Origin of the sequence: Azonexus fungiphilus (genome assembly GCF_003634965.1) — a bacterium.
GTDB classification, from domain to species: Bacteria; Pseudomonadota; Gammaproteobacteria; order Burkholderiales; family Rhodocyclaceae; genus Azonexus; species Azonexus fungiphilus.
Genome location: NZ_RBXP01000016.1, coordinates 289121 through 310377 on the forward strand (window position 1 = coordinate 289121; position 21257 = coordinate 310377).

General features: G+C 65.3%; 18 protein-coding genes. 6 read left to right on the top strand and 12 right to left on the bottom strand.

The features are described 5' to 3' along the window. Positions 1–62: 62 nt before the first annotated feature. On the bottom strand, positions 63–728 hold the full coding sequence (locus DFR40_RS12450; RefSeq protein WP_121458815.1) for a GntR family transcriptional regulator: 666 nt from the start codon (positions 726–728) through the stop codon (positions 63–65). Between the two features lie 166 nt (positions 729–894). On the opposite strand from DFR40_RS12450, the gene scpA reads away from it, so the two are divergent. From scpA to DFR40_RS12475, 5 genes are all read left to right on the top strand, one after another. Next, complete coding sequence (scpA, locus tag DFR40_RS12455) at positions 895–3045, top strand: methylmalonyl-CoA mutase (protein ID WP_121458816.1); 2151 nt, start codon at positions 895–897, stop codon at positions 3043–3045. 7 nt (positions 3046–3052) lie between these two features. Beyond that, entirely contained in the window at positions 3053–4063 is a 1011-nt protein-coding gene (meaB, locus tag DFR40_RS12460) for a methylmalonyl Co-A mutase-associated GTPase MeaB (protein WP_121458817.1), read from the top strand. Between the two features lie 27 nt (positions 4064–4090). Then, a complete protein-coding gene (locus DFR40_RS12465; protein ID WP_121458818.1) occupies positions 4091–5626 on the top strand; it encodes an acyl-CoA carboxylase subunit beta in 1536 nt (511 codons plus the stop codon). A 21-nt stretch (positions 5627–5647) separates the two neighbouring features. Continuing rightward, entirely contained in the window at positions 5648–7660 is a 2013-nt protein-coding gene (locus DFR40_RS12470) for an acetyl-CoA carboxylase biotin carboxylase subunit (RefSeq protein WP_121458819.1), read from the top strand. A 70-nt stretch (positions 7661–7730) separates the two neighbouring features. Then, positions 7731–7988 (top strand): hypothetical protein, encoded by a 258-nt coding sequence (locus DFR40_RS12475; RefSeq protein ID WP_121458820.1) that lies wholly within the window; start codon positions 7731–7733, stop codon positions 7986–7988. A 3-nt stretch (positions 7989–7991) separates the two neighbouring features. Here the strand turns inward: DFR40_RS12475 and ccmI are convergent, their stop codons facing one another. From ccmI to DFR40_RS12525, 10 genes are all read right to left on the bottom strand, one after another. Continuing rightward, complete coding sequence (gene ccmI, locus DFR40_RS12480) at positions 7992–8831, bottom strand: c-type cytochrome biogenesis protein CcmI (protein WP_121458821.1); 840 nt, start codon at positions 8829–8831, stop codon at positions 7992–7994. Then, positions 8828–9307 (bottom strand): cytochrome c-type biogenesis protein, encoded by a 480-nt coding sequence (locus DFR40_RS12485; protein WP_121458822.1) that lies wholly within the window; start codon positions 9305–9307, stop codon positions 8828–8830. The genes ccmI and DFR40_RS12485 overlap by 4 nt, the downstream gene beginning before the upstream one ends. Beyond that, on the bottom strand, positions 9304–9891 hold the full coding sequence (locus DFR40_RS12490; RefSeq protein WP_121458823.1) for a DsbE family thiol:disulfide interchange protein: 588 nt from the start codon (positions 9889–9891) through the stop codon (positions 9304–9306). The genes DFR40_RS12485 and DFR40_RS12490 overlap by 4 nt, the downstream gene beginning before the upstream one ends. Beyond that, positions 9888–11858, bottom strand: a complete 1971-nt coding sequence (locus DFR40_RS12495; RefSeq protein WP_121458824.1) for a heme lyase CcmF/NrfE family subunit — start codon at positions 11856–11858, stop codon at positions 9888–9890. The genes DFR40_RS12490 and DFR40_RS12495 overlap by 4 nt, the downstream gene beginning before the upstream one ends. A 2-nt stretch (positions 11859–11860) precedes the next feature. Then, entirely contained in the window at positions 11861–12349 is a 489-nt protein-coding gene (gene ccmE / locus DFR40_RS12500; RefSeq protein ID WP_121458825.1) for a cytochrome c maturation protein CcmE, read from the bottom strand. After that, complete coding sequence (gene ccmD / locus DFR40_RS12505) at positions 12346–12534, bottom strand: heme exporter protein CcmD (protein WP_211329790.1); 189 nt, start codon at positions 12532–12534, stop codon at positions 12346–12348. Before ccmD ends, ccmE begins: the two co-directional genes overlap by 4 nt. Continuing rightward, a complete protein-coding gene (gene ccmC / locus DFR40_RS12510) occupies positions 12531–13277 on the bottom strand; it encodes a heme ABC transporter permease CcmC (protein WP_121458826.1) in 747 nt (248 codons plus the stop codon). The genes ccmD and ccmC overlap by 4 nt, the downstream gene beginning before the upstream one ends. After that, positions 13274–13942, bottom strand: a complete 669-nt coding sequence (gene ccmB, locus DFR40_RS12515; RefSeq protein WP_121458827.1) for a heme exporter protein CcmB — start codon at positions 13940–13942, stop codon at positions 13274–13276. The genes ccmC and ccmB overlap by 4 nt, the downstream gene beginning before the upstream one ends. Positions 13943–13952: 10 nt before the next feature. Beyond that, the gene (ccmA, locus tag DFR40_RS12520) at positions 13953–14567 is read right to left on the bottom strand and encodes a cytochrome c biogenesis heme-transporting ATPase CcmA (protein WP_121458828.1); all 615 of its coding nucleotides are present in this window, start codon (positions 14565–14567) and stop codon (positions 13953–13955) included. A gap of 124 nt (positions 14568–14691) precedes the next feature. Then, positions 14692–15696 (bottom strand): cytochrome-c peroxidase, encoded by a 1005-nt coding sequence (locus DFR40_RS12525; RefSeq protein WP_211329791.1) that lies wholly within the window; start codon positions 15694–15696, stop codon positions 14692–14694. 158 nt (positions 15697–15854) lie between these two features. Here DFR40_RS12525 and DFR40_RS12530 point away from each other — a divergent pair, with 158 nt between their 5' ends. Further along, on the top strand, positions 15855–16760 hold the full coding sequence (locus tag DFR40_RS12530) for a hydrogen peroxide-inducible genes activator (RefSeq protein WP_121458829.1): 906 nt from the start codon (positions 15855–15857) through the stop codon (positions 16758–16760). Here DFR40_RS12530 and DFR40_RS12535 read toward each other — a convergent pair. Next, positions 16742–20995, bottom strand: coding sequence for an EAL domain-containing protein (locus DFR40_RS12535; RefSeq protein WP_121458830.1), 4254 nt, complete (start codon positions 20993–20995; stop codon positions 16742–16744). The genes DFR40_RS12530 and DFR40_RS12535 overlap by 19 nt on opposite strands. Positions 20996–21257: the final 262 nt, after the last annotated feature.

Sequence of the window (21257 nt, forward strand, 5' to 3'; positions counted from 1 at the left end):
CCGGGGTTTTTTTATGGGTTTTTGCCTGGATTTGACGGTCGACCGTCAAATCCGGCGAATTTTCAGCTGCCCTTGGTCGCTTGCGAGTCCATCCGTGCCAGCGCCTCGCGGCCGGACTGGATGTGGTCGAGCATCAGCTTTTCCGATTTCGCGGCGTCGCCGGAGAGCATGCTGGCGAGAATCGCCCGGTGCTCGTCGAGCGACTGCTGCAGTCGGCCCTCAAGCGACAGCGAGTGCAGCCGCGAGAGCTTGAGCACCTTGCGCAGGTCCTGGATCACCGAGAGCAGCCAGCGGTTGCCGGAAAGCGCCTGGATCTTCTTGTGGAATTCCTGGTTGGCCTCGAAGAAGGCGTCGATGCGACCATCGCGTGCGGCCGACTCGAGCTGCTCGTGGATCGCCTTGAGCGCCGCCAGGTCGGCGCTGCGTGCGCGCTTGACTGCCTCGAAGGCACAGCGCGCCTCGAGCATGGCCATCAGCGGGAAGATGTCATCGAGATCCTGGCGCGAGATTTCGGTCACGTAGCAGCCGCGGCGCGGCTTCAGTTCGACCAGTCCTTCGGAAGCCAGGACCTTGAGCGCTTCGCGCAGCGGCGTCCGGGAGATGCCGTACTGTTCGGCGAGCTTCTGCTCGTCGATCCAGGTGCCGGGTGTCAGTTCGTGGGCGAAGATGCGTTGCCGCAGTCGTTCGGCGACTTCCTGGTAAAGCGCGGTAGGTGCAATGCGGTTCATTTTTTGGTGAGTTGTAGGCAGGGCAGCCGGTACATTGCCGACTTGCCTCCGTAATTATGGATAAAGTATTATGATGGGCTGACCATGTCAAGCTGGGCCCTGAAAGCGTAGAATTTTGAATTCTGCATCATCGGCCCGAAAAAATCGAATCGGCGAGAGGTGTTTCATGTCTGAAAAGTTCTTTGATTCCAACAACCTGGATGTCTGGGAAAAGGCCGCGGCCAAACAGTCCCCGGGTGGCGATGTCAACAACCTGGTGTGGAATACCCCCGAAGGCCTTGCCGTCAAGGCGCTGTACACGAAAAAGGACGTCGACGGCCTCGAATTCGCCGACACCCTGCCCGGCGTCGCGCCCTTCCTGCGCGGCCCGCAGCCGACGATGTACGCGGTCAAGCCGTGGACCATCCGCCAGTACGCCGGCTTCTCCACCGCCGAAGCCTCCAACGCCTTCTACCGCAAGGCGCTTGCCGCCGGCGGCCAGGGCGTTTCCGTGGCCTTCGACCTGGCCACGCACCGCGGCTACGACTCGGATAACGCCCGCGTCACCGGCGACGTCGGCAAGGCCGGCGTGGCGATCGACTCCGTGGAAGACATGAAGATCCTCTTCGACGGCATCCCGCTCGACAAGATTTCCGTGTCGATGACGATGAACGGCGCCGTGCTGCCCATCCTCGCCGGCTACATCGTCGCCGCCGAGGAACAGGGCGTGAAGCAGGAGCAGCTCTCCGGCACGATCCAGAACGACATCCTCAAGGAATTCATGGTGCGGAACACCTACATCTATCCGCCCAAGCCGTCGATGAAGATCATCGCCGACATCTTCGCCTACACGGCGCAGAACATGCCGAAGTTCAACTCGATCTCGATTTCCGGTTATCACATCCAGGAAGCCGGTGCCAACCAGGCGATCGAACTCGCCTTCACGCTGGCCGACGGCATGGAATACGTGCGCACCGGCATCGCGTCCGGCATGGACGTCGATACCTTCGCCGGCCGCCTGTCCTTCTTCTGGGCGGTCGGGATGAACTTCTATCTCGAAATCGCCAAGATGCGCGCCGCCCGTCTGCTCTGGCATCGCATCATGTCCGGCTTCAACGCCAAGAGCCCGAAGTCGATGATGCTGCGCACGCACAGCCAGACTTCCGGCTGGTCGCTGACCGAGCAGGACCCGTACAACAACGTCGTCCGTACCACCATCGAAGCGATGGCAGCCGTGTTCGGCGGCACCCAGTCGCTGCACACCAACGCGCTCGACGAAGCGATCGCGCTGCCGACCGAGTTCTCGGCGCGCATCGCCCGCAACACCCAGCTGATCATCCAGGAAGAGACGCACATCACCAACGTCATCGACCCCTGGGCCGGTTCCTACATGATGGAAAAGCTGACCCAGGACATGGCCGACAAGGCCTGGGCCATCATCCAGGAAATCGAGGCGATGGGCGGCATGACCAAGGCCGTCGAATCCGGCTGGGCCAAGATGCAGGTCGAAACCTGCGCCGCCGACAAGCAGGCGCGCATCGATTCCGGCAAGGACGTCATCGTCGGCGTCAACAAGTACAAGCTGGCCAAGGAAGACGCGATCGACATCCTCGATATCGACAACCACGCCGTCCGCGAAGCCCAGATTGCCCGCCTCAAGAGCATTCGGGCCAGCCGCGACAGCGCCGCCGTCAATGCCGCGCTCGACGCGCTGACCCAGGCCGCCGAAAGCGGCGAAGGCAACCTGCTCGACCTGACCGTCAAGGCGATCCGCCTGCGCGCCACGGTCGGCGAAGTGTCGGATGCGCTGGAAAAGGTCTTCGGCCGTTTCCGCGCCAACAACCAGACCATTTCCGGGGTTTACGGAGGCGTCGTCGAAGGCATGGAAAGCTGGGAAGAAATCAAGGCCGATGTCGCCAAGTTCGCCGAAGAAGAAGGCCGTCGCCCGCGCATCATGATCGCCAAGCTCGGCCAGGACGGCCATGACCGCGGGGCCAAGGTCGTTGCCACGGCCTATGCCGATCTCGGCTTCGACATCGACATGGGCCCGCTCTTCCAGACCCCGGAAGAAGCTGCCCGCCAGGCGATCGAGAACGACGTCCATGCCATCGGCTGCTCGTCGCTGGCCGCCGGCCACAAGACGCTGGTGCCGCAGATCATCCAGTCGCTGAAAGCCCAGGGCGCCGACGACATCATCGTCTTCGCCGGCGGCGTGATTCCGGCGCAGGACTACGATGCGCTGTACGCGGCCGGTGCCAAGGCGATCTTCGGTCCGGGCACCCGGATCGAGGATTCGGCCAAGCGCGTGCTCGAAGAAATCCGCAAGGCGCGCGGCTAAGGCCGGGATGAAACTGGACGAGGCGCCGGTGCAGGCGAATCTCCTCTCGGATGCCGACCGGCAACTGGTCGATGGCGTCAGCCTTGGCCAGCGCCGGGCGCTGGCCAAGGCGATCACGCTGATCGAATCGACCCGCGCCGATCACCAGCGGCGTGCCCAGCAGGTGCTGACCGCGCTGCTGCCGAAGACCGGCAACGCGATCCGGGTCGGCATCTCGGGCGTGCCCGGGGCCGGCAAGTCGACCTTCATCGAGGCGCTCGGCGTCTGGTTGATCGAGCAGGGCAAGAAACTCGCCGTGCTCGCCGTCGATCCGTCGTCGTCGGTCTCCGGCGGTTCCATCCTCGGCGACAAGACGCGCATGGAACTGCTCAGCCAGCGCGAGGAAGCCTTCATCCGGCCGAGTCCGTCGGCCGGTTCGCTCGGCGGCGTCGCCGAGAAGACGCGCGAAGCCATGCTGCTCTGCGAGGCGGCCGGCTACGACGTGATCATCATCGAGACGGTCGGCGTCGGCCAGAGCGAAACCACGGTCGCCGGCATGGTCGACATGTTCTGCCTGCTGCAGCTGCCGAACGCCGGCGACGACCTGCAGGCGATCAAGAAGGGCATCGTCGAGATCGCCGACATGGTGGTCATCAACAAGGCCGACATCGACAAGCAGGCGACCGCCGTCGTCCGCGCCCAGTGGCGCAACGCGCTGCACATGCTGCGTCCGGCGTCGAAGAACTGGTCACCGCCGGTGATCGCGCTGTCGGCGCTGCACAAGCAGGGGATCACCGAGTTCTGGGCCGAGGTCGAGAAATTCCGCGAAATCTTGCGGTCGACCGGCGAATTCGAGCAAAAACGCCAGCACCAGTCGCTGGCCTGGATGTGGCAGCTGATCGACGCCGGCCTGCGTCAGCATTTCCGTCTCCATCCGCGCGTGCAGGAGAACCTGCCCGCGCTGACTCGTTCCGTCGAGTCGGGGCATACGACACCGGCCGCCGCCGCGTATGCGCTGCTCGACTATCTGAAACACTGATCACCCGTTCCATTTTGGGAGTTTTCTATGCATGACATCATCCGCCAGCTGGAAAAAAAGCGTGAACTGGCCCGCCTCGGCGGTGGCCAGAAGCGCATCGACAGCCAGCACAAGAAGGGCAAGCTGACTGCCCGCGAACGCCTCGAACTGCTGCTCGATCCGGGCTCGTTCGAAGAATGGGACATGTTCAAGGAACACCGCTGCGTCGATTTCGGCATGGATCAGGCCGAGAAGACCCCGGGCGACGGCGTCGTCGTCGGCTACGGCACGATCAACGGCCGTCTGGTCTTCGTCTTCTCGCAGGATTTCACGGTGTTCGGCGGCTCGCTGTCGGAAACCCACGCCGAGAAGATCTGCAAGGTCATGGACCAGGCGATGAAGGTCGGCGCCCCGGTGATCGGCCTCAATGACTCGGGCGGCGCCCGCATCCAGGAAGGCGTCGCTTCCCTGGGCGGTTACGCCGACGTGTTCCAGCGCAACGTGATGGCCTCCGGCGTCGTGCCGCAGATCTCGATGATCATGGGCCCCTGCGCCGGCGGTGCGGTGTACTCGCCGTCGATGACCGACTTCATCTTCATGGTCAAGGATTCGTCCTACATGTTCGTGACCGGTCCGGAAGTGGTCAAGACCGTCACCCACGAAGACGTGACCGCCGAGGAACTGGGCGGCGCGGTGACCCACACCAGCAAGTCCGGTGTTGCCGACCTGGCCTTCGAGAACGACGTTGAAGCGCTGTCCATGCTGCGCCGCTTCATGAACTTCATCCCGGCCAACAACAAGGAAAAGCCGCCGGTCACGCCGACCAACGATCCGGTCGACCGCTTCGACTATTCCCTCGACACCCTGGTGCCGGATAACGCCAACAAGCCGTACGACATGAAGGAGCTGATCATCAAGGTTGTTGATGACAACGACTTCTTCGAGATCCAGCCCGACTACGCCAAGAACATCATCATCGGCTTCGGCCGCATGGATGGCCATCCGGTCGGCATCGTCGCCAACCAGCCACTGGTTCTGGCTGGCTGCCTGGACATCAAGTCGTCGATCAAGGCCGCCCGCTTCGTCCGTTTCTGCGACGCCTTCAACATTCCGGTCGTCACCTTCGTCGATGTCCCGGGCTTCATGCCGGGTACCGCCCAGGAATACGGCGGCATCATCAAGCACGGCGCCAAGCTGCTCTACGCCTACGCCGAGTGCACCGTGCCCAAGGTCACCATCATCACCCGCAAGGCCTACGGCGGCGCCTACGACGTGATGTCGTCCAAGCACCTGCGCGGTGACGTGAACCTCGCCTGGCCGTCGGCGGAAATCGCCGTCATGGGGCCGAAGGGCGCGGTCGAGATCATCTTCCGCGAGGAAAAGAACGATCCGGCCAAGCTCGCCCAGCGCGAAGCCGAGTACAAGGAAAAGTTCGCCAATCCGTTCGTCGCCGGCGCCCGCGGCTTCATCGACGACGTGATCATGCCGCACGCCACGCGCAAGCGGATCGCCCGCTCGCTGGCCATGCTGCGCGACAAGAAACTCGACAACCCGTGGCGCAAGCACGGCAACATCCCGCTGTAAGCGTCAGGGAGGAATAGCTAAATGTTCAAGAAGATTCTGATTGCCAACCGCGGCGAGATCGCCTGCCGCGTCATCAAGACCGCCCGCAAGATGGGCATCAAGACCGTCGCCGTCTACTCCGAGGCCGACAAGGACGCGCTCTTCGTCGACCTGGCCGACGAAGGCGTCTGCATCGGTCCGGCCGCCTCGAAGGAGTCCTACCTGGTCGCCGACAAGATCATCGCTGCCTGCAAGCAGACCGGCGCTGAAGCGGTCCATCCGGGCTACGGCTTCCTGTCCGAGAACGCCGAGTTCTCGCGTCGCCTGGAAGAAGAAGGCATCAAGTTCATCGGTCCGAAGCACTACTCGATCGCCAAGATGGGCGACAAGATCGAGTCCAAGAAGCTGGCCATCGAAGCCAAGGTCAATACCATCCCCGGTCACAACGATGCCATCGACGGCCCCGACGCCGCCGTGGAAATCGCCCGGAAGATCGGTTATCCGGTGATGATCAAGGCCTCCGCCGGCGGCGGTGGCAAGGGCCTGCGCGTCGCCTACAACGACGCCGAAGCGCACGAAGGCTTCTCGTCCTGCGTCAACGAAGCGCGCAACTCCTTCGGTGACGACCGCGTCTTCATCGAAAAGTACGTGCTCGAGCCGCGCCACATCGAAATCCAGGTGCTCGGCGACAGCCACGGCAACTATGTGTACCTGAACGAGCGTGACTGCTCGATCCAGCGTCGCCACCAGAAGGTCATCGAAGAGGCGCCGTCCCCCTTCGTCGATCCGGAAATGCGCAAGGCGATGGGCGAGCAGGCCGTGGCCCTGGCCCGCGCGGTGAACTACGAATCGGCCGGTACGGTCGAATTCGTCGTCTCCGGTGCGACCAAGGAGTTCTACTTCCTGGAAATGAACACCCGTCTGCAGGTGGAACACCCGGTCACCGAACTGATCACCGGCCTCGACCTGGTCGAGCAGATGATCCGCGTCGCCTACGGCGAGAAGCTGCCGCTGACCCAGGCCGACGTCAAGATCAACGGCTGGTCGATGGAATGCCGGATCAACGCCGAAGACCCGTTCCGCGGCTTCCTGCCCTCCACCGGCCGCCTGGTCAAGTTCCTGCCGCCGGCCGAGACCAGCGATGCCCAGGGCACGACCCGCGTCGATACCGGCGTCTACGACGGCGGCGAGATCTCGATGTTCTACGACTCGATGATCGCCAAGCTGATCGTGCACGGCAAGGACCGCAACGCCGCCATCGCCCGCATGCGCGACGCGCTGAACGCCTTCGTCATCCGCGGCATTTCCTCGAACATCCCGTTCCAGGCCGCGCTGATGCAGCACCCGGTCTTCCATTCCGGCATCTTCGACACCGGCTTCATCCCCAAGCACTACCCGACCGGCTTCGACGCCTCGATGGTGCCGCACGACGATCCGGCGCTGCTGGTCTCGGTTGCTGCCTACGTGTACCGTGCCTTCACCGACCGCTCCGCCTCGATCACCGGCCAGCTGCAGGGCCACGAGCGCATCGTCGGCGACCAGTGGATGGTGGTTCGCCTGAACGGTGACCAGAAGGAAAACCACCCGGTGACGGCGCGTCCGATCCCCGGCGGCTACCACGTCGAGTACAACGGCAAGCCCTACGAGATCCTGTCGAGCTGGAAGCTGGGCGAGTCGCTTTTCGTCGGTACCTGCAACGGCCAGGAATTCACGCTCCAGGTCGAGCGCCACAAGACCAAGTACTCGCTGTTCCACTGGGGCACGCGCGCCGACTTCATGGTCATGAGCGCCCGTGCTGCCGAACTGCTGGCGCTGATGCCGGAAAAGCCGGCGCCCGACCTGTCGAAGTTCTTGCTCTCGCCGATGCCCGGCCTGCTGCGCGACGTCGCGGTCAAGGTCGGCCAGGAAGTGAAGGCCGGCGAGAAGCTGGCGGTGATCGAAGCGATGAAGATGGAGAACATCCTCAAGGCCGAGCAGGACTGCAAGGTCAAGAAGATCTCCGCCGCCGTCGGCGAAAGCCTGTCGGTCGACCAGGTGATCATCGAGTTCGAATAAACTCGCGTTCACGGTCAACCAGCAAAAAGGCCCGTTTTTCAACGGGCCTTTTTTTCGGGAAGCGAAAGTCATGAGCGGATTCGAACACTACCGGCAGGAAATCGCCGCCCTCGATCACGAGATCCACAAGTACGCGATGATCTGCGGCGTCGATCTTGGCCAGCGGCACGAAATCGAAGCCTGTCTCGCCGAGCATCACGCTGCCTGGGCCGACGACAAGGCGCGCGAGTCCTTGCGCGGCCTGCTCGTGCTGCGGCTCAAGGTCGAGACCGAGATGCTCGACCAGGGAATGACTCCGCCGCCGCTGGTGGCGGCGGCTGGCGACTGAAACTCAGCCGCCGCGCTTCTTCATTTCCTCGATGCCCTGGCGCAGCATCTGGTCGAGTTCGGAGCCGGCCTCGACTTGCGGCAGCAGCGCTTCCCAGTAGGCGATGCCGTTCTTGGCGTCGCCGGCTTCCATGGCGGCGGCGCCGGCCAGGAACAGCGAGTGCGCGTGCTTGGGGTCGAGCTTCAGCGCCTGGTCGATCAAGGTCCTGGCCTTGCCGCTCAAACCCTTGCCCGAGGCCATCGCCAGCGTTTCGGCGTAGCTGGCGAGCAGTTCCGGATCCTGGGCGATGAAGGCCTCGGCCTTGGCGTAGGCGTCGACCGCCTCGGCGTAACGGCCGAGCATCTTGTACGAACGGCCGAGCATCACCCAGCCGTTCATGTCGTCCGGGTTGTCCTGCATCTTCGCGGCCAGCTTGGCGACCATGCCTTCGATGTCGGCGGCGGTCATCTGTTTTTGCGGCGCGGTGTTGACCGGATCGAGCGCGGCCGGGTTGCCGAGCAGCGCGTAGCCGCCCATTGCGGCGATCGGCAGCAGGAGCAGCAGGACGATCGCGGTCGGCCGGCTGGTCGGCGGGCTGGCCGCGGTGTCGCCATCGGCAACGTCGACTTCGTCGAGCAGGCGGCGCTGCAGCTCGCTGCGTGCCTGTTCGTAATCCTCGGCGGTGAGCGAGCCTTCGCTGCGCTCGCGCTCGAGTTCGGCGAGCTGGTCGCGGAAGATCGCGAGATTGGCCGCCTTGCGGTCGGCGTCAACGGCGCGGCGGCGCTTGCCGAACCACAGCGAGGGCAGGACCAGCGCCGCGGTGGCGACGATGATCAGGATGGCGTAGAGGGCGAACTGGGTCATTTCGGATCGGCTTCGTTGAGCAGCGCTTCGGCGCGGCGGGCTTCATCGGCGGAAAGCGGCTTGTCGGCGACGGCAACCTCGACGGCGCGGCGCTTGAGGTAGCTGCGCATGGCCAGGATGCCGATCAGCAGGAGCAGGATCGGGCCGGCCCAGAGCAGCAGCGTGATGCCCTTGACCGGCGGACGGTAGAGCACGAAATCGCCGTAGCGGGTCACCATGAAGTCGAGGATCTCGTTGTCCGAGCGACCGTCGCGGATCATGCCGCGGATCTCGCGGCGGAGGTCGACGGCGAGCTCGGCGTTGGAATCGGCGATCGTCTCGTTCTGGCAGACCAGGCAGCGCAGTTCCTTCGAGAGGGCCTGCAGGCGCTTTTCGGCGACCGGGTCGTCGGCGATCGCGGCTTCGTAGGTGGCCGAGGCGAAGACAACGGTCGACAGCAGTCCGAGGGCAAAAACCAGGGTGCGGACGATGATCATTTGTTGAGCTCCGCGACCAGGGGCAGGATCTTCTCGTTGAGCACCTGCGGGCTGACCGGTCCGGTGTGCTTCATGCGGATGATGCCGGCCTTGTCGATGACATAGGTTTCCGGGACGCCATAGACGCCGTAGTCGATGCCGACCCGGCCGTCGATGTCCATTGCCGTCAGCAGGTAGGGGTCGCCGTGTTCCTTCAGCCAGCCGGCGGCGCGTTCGAGCGCCATCGGCACTTCCTGCTCGGCCGGGACGCGGCGCATGTCGATGGCGCCGTCGCCGCGCAGTTCCTTGTAGTTCAGGCCGACGATCGGGGTGCCGTTGCCGCGCCGCGAGAAATCGACCAGCACCGGGTGCTCCTGGCGGCAGGAGACGCACCACGAGGCCCAGACGTTGAGCAGCCAGACCTTGCCCTTCATGTCCTCGGGGCCGATAGTTTTGTCTGCCTGGCCGAGCACCGCCAGGCGGAACGCCGGGGCCGGTTTGCCGACCAGCGGCGAGGGCACTTCGCGCGGGTTCAGGTTGAGCCCGACGGCGAGCAGCACGACGAGCGCGGCGAAGGCGCCGAGAATCCAGTAGTAGCGGTTCATGCCTGTTCTCCGGTGGCCTTGCGCCGGTTGCGGTAGCGGCGGTCGAGCATGGCCAGCAGGCCGCCCAGCGACATGATCACGCAGCCGCCCCAGATCCAGTCGACGAAAGGCTTGTAATAGACGCGGACGGCCCATTCGCCGTCCGGCTTGTCGGGATTGATCGGTTCGCCGAGCGAGACGTAGACGTCGCGCAGCAGGCCGGCGTCGATCGCGGCTTCGGTCATCGGCATCGACGACGAGAAGTAGTTGCGCTTCTCCGGGTCGAGCTTGCGGATGAAGCGGCCGTTCATCGCCAGGTCGAAATCGCCTTGCGCGGCCTGGTAGTTCGGCCCCTGCACCGAACGCACGCCGTTGAAGGTGAAGCTGTAGCCGCTGACCTCGATGGTGTCGCCGGGGCCCATCTTGACGTCCTTTTCCTGCTCGTAGCTGGATACCATGGTGACGCCGACGACGAACACGGCAACCCCGACGTGCGCCAGATGCATGCCGGCGAAGGCTGCCGGCTGATCGAGGGCGGCGGCGATGAAACCGCGTTCGCCGCGGGTTGCCTGGACGCGCTGAACGAAGTTGATTGCCGCGGTCAGCGTGATCCACACCGCGAGCAGCAGGCCGAGCGCGGTCAACGCCTTCCACTGGCCATAAACCAGCGGCAGCGCGATGGCGACGGCGACCGCAGCGGCGAAGGCCCAGCGGGTCAGGCGCAGGATCTCCGGCAGCGAGGCCGATTTCCAGCGGGCGAACGGGGCGACGCCCATGAGGAAGAGCACCGGCACCATCACCGGTACGAAGACCGCATCGAAATACGGCGGACCGACCGAGATCTTGCCGACGCCGAGGGCATCGATCAGCAGCGGATAGAGCGTGCCGAGCAGCACCGTCGCGCAGGAAACGACGAGCAGCACGTTGTTGGTGAGCAGCAGCGATTCGCGCGAGACCAGCCCGAACTTGCCGCCGAGACCGACCGAGGGGGCGCGCCAGGCGAACAGCGCGAGCGAGGTGCCGATCACCGCAACCAGGAAGACGAGGATGAAGATGCCGCGGGTCGGGTCGGTGGCGAAGGCATGCACCGAGGTGAGCACGCCCGAGCGGACGAGGAAGGTGCCAAGCAGCGACAGCGAGAAGGCGGAAATTGCCAGCAGCACCGTCCAGTTCTTGAAGCTGCCGCGTTTTTCGGTGACCGCCAGCGAGTGGATCAGCGCCGTGCCGACCAGCCAGGGCATGAACGACGCATTCTCGACCGGGTCCCAGAACCACCAGCCGCCCCAGCCCAGCTCGTAGTACGCCCACCACGAACCCATCGCGATGCCGAGTGTCAGGAACACCCAGGCTGCCGTCGTCCACGGCCGCGACCAGCGCGCCCAGGCGGCGTCGAGCTTGCCCGAGAGCAGTGCGGCGATGGCGAAGGCGTAGGCCACCGAGAAGCCGACGTAGCCCATGTAGAGCAGCGGCGGGTGGATGATCAGGCCGGGGTCCTGGAGCAGCGGGTTGAGGTCGCGGCCTTCGGCGACGCCGGGCAGCAGGCGTTCGAAGGGGTTCGACGTGAACAGGATGAAGAGCAGGAAGCCGAAGCAGACCAGGCCGAGGGTGCCGAGCACGCGGGCGAGCATGGCTTCCGGCAGCTGCTGGGAGAAGATGCGCACGGCCAGCGCCCACCATGACATCATCAGCATCCACAGCAGCAGCGAGCCTTCATGGCCGCCCCACACGGCCGACATCCGGTATTCGAGCGGCAGCAGCGAGTTCGAGTGCTGGGCGACGTAGACCACCGAGAAGTCGTTGGCGACGAAGGCCCAGGTCAGGCAGGCGAAGGACAGGGTGACCAGCAGCGCGAAGGCGGTGGTTGCCGGGCGGGCCAGCGCGATCCATGGCTGGCGCCCGGTGTGCGCGCCGATCAGCGGCAAGGTGCCGAGCAGCAGGGCGATCAGCGTGGCGAGGATGAGGGCGAAATGGCCAAGTTCGGGAATCATGCTCAGTAGCTCGCTTTCGGTTGGGCCGCCTTGGCCGCTTCCTGCTCGGCCTGTTTCTGGACGCCGCGGACGTGTGCGTCGTTGAGCGCCTTGGCCGCTTCCGGCGGCATGTAGTTCTCGTCGTGCTTGGCCAGCACTTCCTGGGCCTTGAAGCTGCCGTCCGGCAGCAGGCGCCCCTGGGCGACGGCGCCCTTGCCTTCCATGAACAGGTCGGGAAGGATGCCGACGTAGTCGACGACGATGTCGGATTCGGAATCGGTGACGATGAAGCGGATGGTCACGCCGTCGGCCTGGCGCTGGATGCTGCCCTCCTTGACCAGGCCACCGATGCGGAACAGCTTGTCCTGCGGGGCCTTGCCCTGGGCGACATCGGTCGGCGAGATGTACAGGGCGATGTTGCTGTTGAGGGCGTTCAGCACCAGCGCGGCGATGATGCCGACGAGCGCGACCGCCCCGCCGATCAGGGCGAGTTTCTTGTGGCGTGACTTCATGCTTCGGTACTCCGGGATTCTGCGCGCAGCTGGCGCTTCAGGCGGGCGACGGTGGCCTTGCGGTTGCGGGCGACGACGATCGGTTCGATCAGCATCGCCAGCGCGGTGACGCCGAAGGAGCCCCAGACGTAAAGTCCGTAGCCGCCCATGGCGAGGAAATCGGAAAAGCTGTTCCAGTAGATCATTGCTCGCCTCCGGCCAGTTCCTTCCTGACCCACTCGGTGTGGCGCTCGCGCTCGAGCAGGATGGTGCGCACCCGGGCCAGGGCGACGGCGATCGAATACATCCAGAAGGCCAGCGCCATCAGCAGCATGCCCCAGAGCATGACCTCGGCCATTGCCGACTTGGTCAGGTTGACGCTCGACCCCTGGTGCAGCGTGTTCCACCATTTCACCGAGAAATAGATGATCGGGATATTGACCACGCCGACCAGCAGCAGGATGCCGCCGGCCTTGTCGGCCCGGCGGGCGTCGTCGATCGCGGCGACCAGGGCCATGTAGCCGATGTAGAGGAAGAGCAGGATCAGTTCGGAGGTCAGCCGGGCGTCCCAGACCCACCAGGTGCCCCACATCGGCTTGCCCCACAGGGCGCCGGTCCACAGCGAGAGGAAGGCCATCAGCGCACCGGTCGGTGCCAGCGCCTGCGCCATCATGCCCGACAGGCGGGTGTTGAAGGCCAGGCCGATGGCCGCCCAGAAGGCCATGACGAGGTAGATGAACATGCTCATCCACGAGGTTGGAACATGGATGAAGATGATCCGGTAACCCTCGCCCTGCTGGAAGTCGGTCGGTGCGACGAGCATGCCGACATAGAGCCCGGCAAGGCCGAACAGGATGCCGGCGGCGACGAACCAGGGAATCATCTTGCCGGCCAGCGGGTAGAAGGTGGCGGGCGACGCGAAACGGTACAGGTTGAAGCGGTCGTTCATTCGAGGGCGATCTTCAGGGCCGCAGCCGACGCCCAGGGGGCGAAACCGATTGCGGCGATGGTCATTGCAGCGAGCAGTGAAAGATGTCCTTCCCCCCCGAGACCGGACACCGTGGCATCGACTGCACCAGCGCCGAATATTAGCACCGGAATGTAGAGGGGGAGAACAAGCAGGGACAAAAGTACGCCGCCGCCGCGCAGGCCCAGCGTCAGCGCCGCGCCGATGGCGCCGATGCCGGACAACGCCGGGGTGCCGAGCAGGATGGCGCCGGTGAGCACGAGCAGGGCGTCGCCGGCGAGGTCGAACTGGATGCCCAGCACTGGCGCGATCAGCGCCAGCGGCAGGCCGGAAACCAGCCAGTGGGCGATCACCTTGCCGGTGACCACCAGACCGAGCGGATGCGGCGACAGTGCCAGTTGCTCGAGCGTCCCGTCGCGGTGGTCGTCGGCGAACAACCGGGGCAGCGAGAGCATTGTCGCCAGCAGCGCGGCAACCCAGAGCACGCCGGGCGCCAACTGCCGCAGGAGATCGACCTCGGGGCCGATGCCGAGCGGAAACAGGCTGACGACGATGACGAAGAAGAACAGCGCCGAGACGATGTCGGCCTGGCGACGCATCGCCAGCTTGAGGTCGCGGGCGATTACGGAAAAGACGATGTCGAGCATGCCTGCTTCCTCAGCCGATGCGCAGTTCGCGGACGCGCCCGGCGGGGATGGCGACCGGCTGGTGGGTGGTCATCACGGCCATGCCGCCGCGCTGGAGGTGGCCGGAAATGATGCCGGCGAGCCAGTCGACCGCCAGCACGTCGAGAGCGACGAACGGTTCGTCGAGAATCCATAGCGGGCGCCGGTCGACCACCAGCCGGGCCAGCGCGACCCGGCGCTTCTGGCCCTGCGACAGGTATTTGCAGGCGAGGTCCTCGCGGCCGGCGAGGCCGACCTGTTCGAGGGCGTCGATGGCGTCGTCCTCGGGCAGCGTGGTGCCGCCGAGACGGGCGGCGGCGAGCAGGTTCTCGAGCGGCGTCAGCTCTTCCTTGATGGCGTTGAGATGGCCGAGATAGCAGAGGGCGCCGTGATAGTCGTCCTTCTGGCTGCGGATCGGCCTGCCCTGCCAGCGGATCTCGCCGTCTTCCGGCGGCAGCAGCCCGATCAGCATGCGCAGCAGGCTGGTCTTGCCGGCGCCGTTGCGTCCCTGCAGATACAGCAGTTCGCCGGCGGACAGTGTGAAGCCGAGGCCTGCGAACAGGCGGCGCTCGCCGCGCACGCATTCCAGATTTTCAGCTTCCAGCATGGCAAATACCCTGATGCGACAGGGGCAAATTATGGACGCGCAAGTGTACCGGCAGATTGAGGTGAATCAAACAGGAAAAAAACGGGGGCCGAAGCCCCCGAATCGGAGAGATGGAGCGGCCTGTTTACTTGAACGGCGTCGGACGCGGGGTGGCGTCGGCGGACGGCGGCAGGATCGGCAGCGTGAAGGTCGGCTGGTCGCCGGTCAGGGTCTTCAGGAAGGCGACGATCTTGGCGTTTTCGTCCTTGGTGAACTTCTTGCCCAGTTGCAGACGGCCCATGATGTCCACCGCTTCGGTCAGCGTGTTGGCGGCGCCGTCGTGGAAGTACGGATAGGTCATTTCGACGTTGCGCAGGGTCGGCACCTTGAAGTTGAAGCGGTCGGCATCCTTGCCGGTGACGCCGGCACGGCCTTCGGCGGTGGCGGTGGTCTTGTACGGCTCGACCAGACCCATCTTCTGGAAGGAGTTACCGCCGACGGCTTCGCCGTTGTGGCAGGCAACGCAGCCGCTGTCCTTGAACAGGGCGTAGCCTTCCTGCTCCTGCTTGGTCAGTGCGCTCTTGTTGCCGAGCAGCCACTGGTCGAAGCGCGAATTCGGGGTGACCAGGGTCTTCTCGAATTCGGCGATGGCCAGGGTGACCTGGTCGATGTCGATCTTGTCCTTGCCGAAGACCAGCTTGAACTCGCGGACGTAGGCCGGGATCGATTCGAGGACGTTGATCGCCAGCGTGTGCGTGAAGGCCATTTCACCCGGGTTGGCGATCGGACCGCCGGCCTGGGCCTTGAGGTCGGCCGCGCGGCCGTCCCAGAACTGGGCCAGGTTGAGGCTGGAGTTGAGCACCGTCGGCGCGTTGATCGGGCCTTGCTGCCACTTGTCGCCGACCGAGGTCGGGATGTTGTCGGTACCACCCATCGACAGGTTGTGGCAGGTGTTGCACGACATGATGCCGGACTTCGACAGGCGCGGATCGAAATAGAGCTTCTTGCCCAGTTCGACCATGCCGAGATTGATGCTGGCCGGCGGCTTGATCGGGCTGATCGGCTCGTCGTTGGCGGCCTGGGCGGCGGTGTGGATGGCGAGTCCGGAGGCCAGGGCGATGGCTGTGGTCAGGATGGTTTGTTTCATCATTGTTCTCCCTCGTTGACAAAAGTGTCCGGCCATTCTCCCCCGGGGGGGTATGCTAGACTTGATCCAAGTCAATGTTTTTTATGGGTTTGGACTATGGCTACCATAGGGAACCCCTATAGATCATGAGGGTATGATCACCGGCCTAAGGAGAGAAGCAAATGACCTTGACCGAGTTGCGTTACATTGTGGCGCTTGCCCAGGAAAAGAACTTCAGTCGTGCCGCCGAGCGTTGCTCGGTCAGCCAGCCGACGCTGAGTGTCGCCATTGCGCGTCTCGAGGATGAACTCGGCGTGCAGCTGTTCGAACGCGGCAAGGGCTTCGTCAGCCCCAGCCTGGTCGGTGCCCGGGTCGTCGAGCAGGCCCAGCTGGCGCTCGAGGAAGCCGAGAAGGTGCGCCAGATCGCCCAGCGCGGTCGCGATCAGCTCGACGGCACCTTGCGCCTCGGCGTCATCCACACGATCGGCCCCTACCTGCTGCCGCAACTGATCCATTCGCTGAAGGCGGTGGCGCCGAACATGCCGCTGGCGATCGAGGAAAACATGACGGCGAATCTTGCCGACATGCTGCGCGACAACGACATCGACGTCGCCATCCTGGCCTTGCCCTTCGACTTGCCGGGCGTACTCACCCGGCCGCTCTACGACGAGGTGTTCAAGGTCGTCGTGCCGCTCGGCCATCGCTGGGAGAACCTACCGGCGATTCCACCCGAGGAAGTGGCCGGGGACGAGGTGCTGCTGCTCAAGGCCGGCAACTGCTTCCGCGACCAGGTGCTGGGTGCCTGTCCGCAGGTCAGCAGCCCGGAGACCGACATCCGCCTCGGACACTCGATCGGCACCATCCGCTGCATGGTGGCTTCCGGGCTCGGCGTTTCGGTGTTGCCCGAAGGTGCCCTCCAGCATCCTTACAGCAACGACATGATCCGGGTCATTCCCTTCGTCCCGCCCGAACCGTCACGGCGGGTGGCGCTGGCCTGGCGCAACTGCTTCGTCCGGCCGAAGGCCATCGATGCCCTGCTGGCCGCGGTGCGCGGCCTCGATTCGCCGGCCTACCGGTTGCTGGTCTGATTACCGATCAGGATTTCCGCCTGCAGTTGCTGGAGCAGTTCGGACAGTTCGCGGGCGGCCGCCTGGATTGAAGGCCGGAGCGCCGCCACCGCCTGGTCGCGACCGGCCTGCTTGAGTTCGAGCGCCTGGCGGGCCAGTGCGTGCAGTCCCAGGTGGACTTCGGAGATCGCCTGGAAGGGGGCGATCCGCCCGTAGCGCTGCTGCCCGATCCCGTAATACCAGTGGCCGAAGCCGCAGGCCCGGGCGTCGAGTTCCGGCGCGGATTGGCTGCCGCCGGGGGCGCCGAGGCAGAGTTCGAGATGCTTCAGCCAGCGCCGGTGATCGACCTCGGCAATCAGCATCGGTAGATCCTCGCGCGACCAGGCGAAAGCCGAGGCGGCGCCCCACAGGTCGTCGGGGCGGAAGGCCTCGATCCAGCCGGGAAGCTCGGTTGCCGGCATCGGCCGGGCGATGCCGAAGCCCTGCGCCAGGTCGCAGCCGAGCAGCAGCAGGACCAGCCCGTGTTCGACGGTTTCGACGCCTTCGGCGATGACCTGGCGGCGGAAGGCGCGGGTCAGGCCGATGACGCCCTCGACGATGGCCAGATCCTCGGGATCGTCGAGCATGTCGCGGACGAAGGACTGGTCGATCTTGAGGATCTCGGCGGGCAGCCGGCGGAAGTAGGTGAGTGAGGAATAACCGGTGCCGAAGTCGTCGAGGGCGAAGCTGACGCCGAGCCGGCGGCATTCGTCGAAGAGCTTGGCGGCCCGGCCGATGTCCTCGATGGCCGCGGTTTCGAGGACTTCCAGCTCCAGTTTCTCCGGCGCCACGCCCGGGTGGGCGGCCAGCTGGCGGGCGAGTTCGTCGACGAAGCCCGGATGCTGCAGGTGTTCGCCGGCGATGTTGATGCTCAAGGCCAGGTCGAGACCGATCGCCGACCAGCTGGCGAGCTGGTCGAGGGCGCTGCGGATGACCCAGTTGCCGAGTTCGATCGCCTGCTCGCTGCCCTCGATGGCCGGCAGGAATTCCTGCGGCAGCAGCAGTCGACCGTGCTCGGGGTGCTGCCAGCGGATCAGTGCTTCGGCACCGACCACCCGGCCCTGGCGCATGTCCACCTTGGGCTGGTAGTGCAGCGTGAATTCGCCGGCCGCCAGGCCTTCGCTGATGCGCGCGATGTCTTCGCGGCGGCGGCGGGCACGGCGGTCGTTTTCCGGGTCGAACAGGTGGTGGCGGTTGCGTCCGGCCTGCTTGGCCACGTACATCGCCTGGTCGGCGTGGCGGAGCAGGGTGTCGGCGTCGGAGCCGTCGTGCGGATAAAGGGTGACGCCGATGCTTGCCGAGATCGTCACTTCTTCGCCGGTGATCGCGAAAGGCCGGGTCAGCGAAGCGGAGATGCGGTTCAGCGCCTGGTCGCATTCGTGGATGTCGGCGAGGCCGGACAAGAGCAGCACGAACTCGTCACCGCCCAGGCGGGCGACCGTGTCGCCACCGCGGACGCAGGCTTTCAGGCGCTGCGCTACTTCGACCAGGAGGCGGTCGCCGGCGGCATGGCCGAAACGGTCGTTGACCGGCTTGAAACCGTCGAGGTCGAGGTAGCAGACGGCGAGCAGGCCGCGGTTGCGGGCGGCGTGGGCCATCGCCAGCTGCAGGCGGTCGGCGAGCAGCATCCGGTTGGGCAGCTGGGTCAGCGCGTCGAAGTGGGCCAGGTGCTCGAGCCGCTGCTGGTGTTCCTTGAGCAGCGTGATGTCGGAAAAAATGCCGACGAAGTGCGTGATCTTCTGGCTCGGTCCGCGCACCGCCGAGATGGTCAGCAGCTCGACGAAGATCTCGCCCGATTTCTTGCGGTTCCAGACTTCGCCGCGCCAGTGGCCGTCGGCGCGAATGGCGCGCCACATCTCGCGGTAGAAGGTATCGTCGTGGTGGCCGGAATTGAGCAGTCCGGCACTCTGGCCGATGGCCTCGTCGCGGGCGTAGCCGGTCAGTTCGCTGAAGGTCGGATTGACTTCGACGATGCGGCCGCCAATGTCGGTAATCATGATCCCTTCGTGGGCATTGGCGAAGACGCTGGCGGCCAGCCGTTGGCGTTCTTCCAGGACCTGGCGCTCGAGCGCCAGCGCGAACTGGCGGGCCATGTTCTGCACGGCCAGGCAATTGCCGGCGGAAATCTGTTCGGTGTGGCGGCCGGCCAGGTTGAGGCAGGCGACCGCCTGGCCGTCCACGACGATCGGCTGGATCAGCAGGCAGCGCAGTCCTTCCTCGACCATGTGCGGCGCATCGAGCAGGCCGCAATCGTTGGTCTGCTCGCAGCACTGCCGGCAACTGCAGATGATCCGCTGCGTGCGCACCAGCGCTGCCTGCTGCGAATGGGCCGGGTAGTGCCGTACGTGCTCGACGAACTGCGGGCTCAGGCCGCGCTGGGCGAGCAGTTCGTAGCCGCCGTCCTCGGTCAGCTGGTAGATGCCGCCGCAGTCGAATTCCGGAAAGCGCAACGACAGGTCGAGCATCGTCGCCAGCAGGCCGGCGCGGTCGCCGCCGGTGGTCAGGGCATGGGCGAGGTCGCGTTCGATGCCCAGGCGCAGTTCCTCGGCGCGGCTGCCGCCGATGTCGACGGCGCTGGCGATGACTGCCGGCTGGCCGTCGTAGCGGGTTGCCGTGAGCTGCACGCGGATCAGCACGATCTGCCCAGAATGCTTGCGTCCCCAGTATTCGATCGATTGCGGACGGCCGCCCAGGGCAGCGCGGATTGCGGCGGCGGCCTCGCCCGGCGGATTCATCCCGGGCGCCGCCATGTCGTCCGGCGTGCGTCCGCAGAGCATCTCCCGGGGATAGCCGGTCATCGCCTCGGCGGCCGGGTTGACGTCGAGGAAGCGGCCGTCGGCGTCGAGCACGAAGAGCGCGTTGGCGACCGTTTCGAACAGCTGGCGGAAGGTGTTGCGGCTGCTCTGCAGTTCGGCCGACTGGCGCTGCTGGCTGATCAGCAGTGCCGCCAGCTGGCTGGCCTGGCGGATTGTCTCGCGGTTGCCGTCGGGCACCTTGCCCGGGGTTTCCTGGTAGGCGGCAAAGGTGCCGAGCAGTTCCTGGTCGGGGCCGAGCAGGGCTTCGGCCCAGCCGGAACTGCCGCCGAGCAGGCGCGCGAAATCGCGGTAGGGTTCGCCTTCGGGCTGGTTGTAGACGTCTTCGATGTAGGCCTCGCCGCGGCGCCAGGCGGCGGTTCCGGATACGCCGCAACCCTCGGCGACCGGCATGCTGCGCAGGACGTCGCAGGCGGCGTCGGGCAGGCTGGGGGCGGCGGCCAGGTAGAGCTGGCTGCCGTCGGCGCTGGCCAGCATGATCGCGCAGCGGATGCCCGGGACTTCGTGCTCGGCCGAGAGGACGATCAGCTCGAGCAGGTTCTCCAGGCGTTCGCCGCGCAGCAGGCCGGCCATCGCCGCGTTACGGATCAGCAGCGCCTCGTCGTAGCGGGTCTGCAGGCCCCGCTGCTCGCTGACCGTCTCGTCGAGCAGGTCCATTTCCAAAGGGCGAATCAGGCTGTGTTCGGTGAGCAGCCCAAGCAGGCGATGGTCACGGTCGACCACCGTCAAGTGACGAATTCTGGATTCCAGCATCAGCGCCGCCGCCTCGGCCGCCGAGGTTTCCGGGAAGACGCTGGTCAGCGGCGCGGTCATGATCTCGCCGAGGGTCGGGTTGCCGTCGACCTGCAGGTAGAGGCGGACGATGTCGCGTTCGGTGACGATGCCGCAGGCGGTTTCGCCATCGACGACGACGACGCTGGTGGCGCGGGCGGTTTCCATCGCGGCCAGGGCTTCGTCGAGCGAGGCCGTGCGCGGCAGGCGCGGAAAGACGCGGTCCATCAGGCCCTCGACGGTGTTCAGCTGGCGGTAGAAATCGAGGCCGAAGAACCGCCGGAAATCGGTTTCGCTGACGATGCCGAGCAGGCGGCCTTCGCCGGCGGTGACGACGAGGTGCCGGATGCCGAGGCGGGCCGCCTGGCGGAAGGCGGTGCGGACCTCGGTGTCGTGGCTCACCGTATGTACCGGCGAAGTCATGAACTCGCGCACCGGCCGTCGCTGGTCGTCGTGCTGGCGCATCGCGTGCAGCATGTCGCGTTCGGTCAGGATGCCGGCGATCCGGCCGTCGTCGATGACCACCACCGACGAGATGCGGGCCTCGACCATGATCGCGGCGGCATCGGCAAGGGTTGAATCGGGTGCCACGCTGTCGGCGTGCAGGGTCATCAGGTCGGCTACGGTAGGCATGCCGGGATTTTAGTGAGCAAAAAAGCACTTGTCTTGATTGATCTCAAGGCTTGTTCCGGCGGCCAGGGCAAAGCGCCGATCCGGCATTGTCGGAAAACTGGATGGATTCTTTCCAGTGATGGTTTTCCGGTTTCCGCTTGGCCCGCCGAACAATTCCCTGCGAAATTTGCGGGAATTTCCCAAGTGACTGGTTTTTCGACGAAATCGGCTGCCTGTCCGGGGTGGCACAGGCTTTGCGGAGAGGGCGCCACTGCATGTCTGA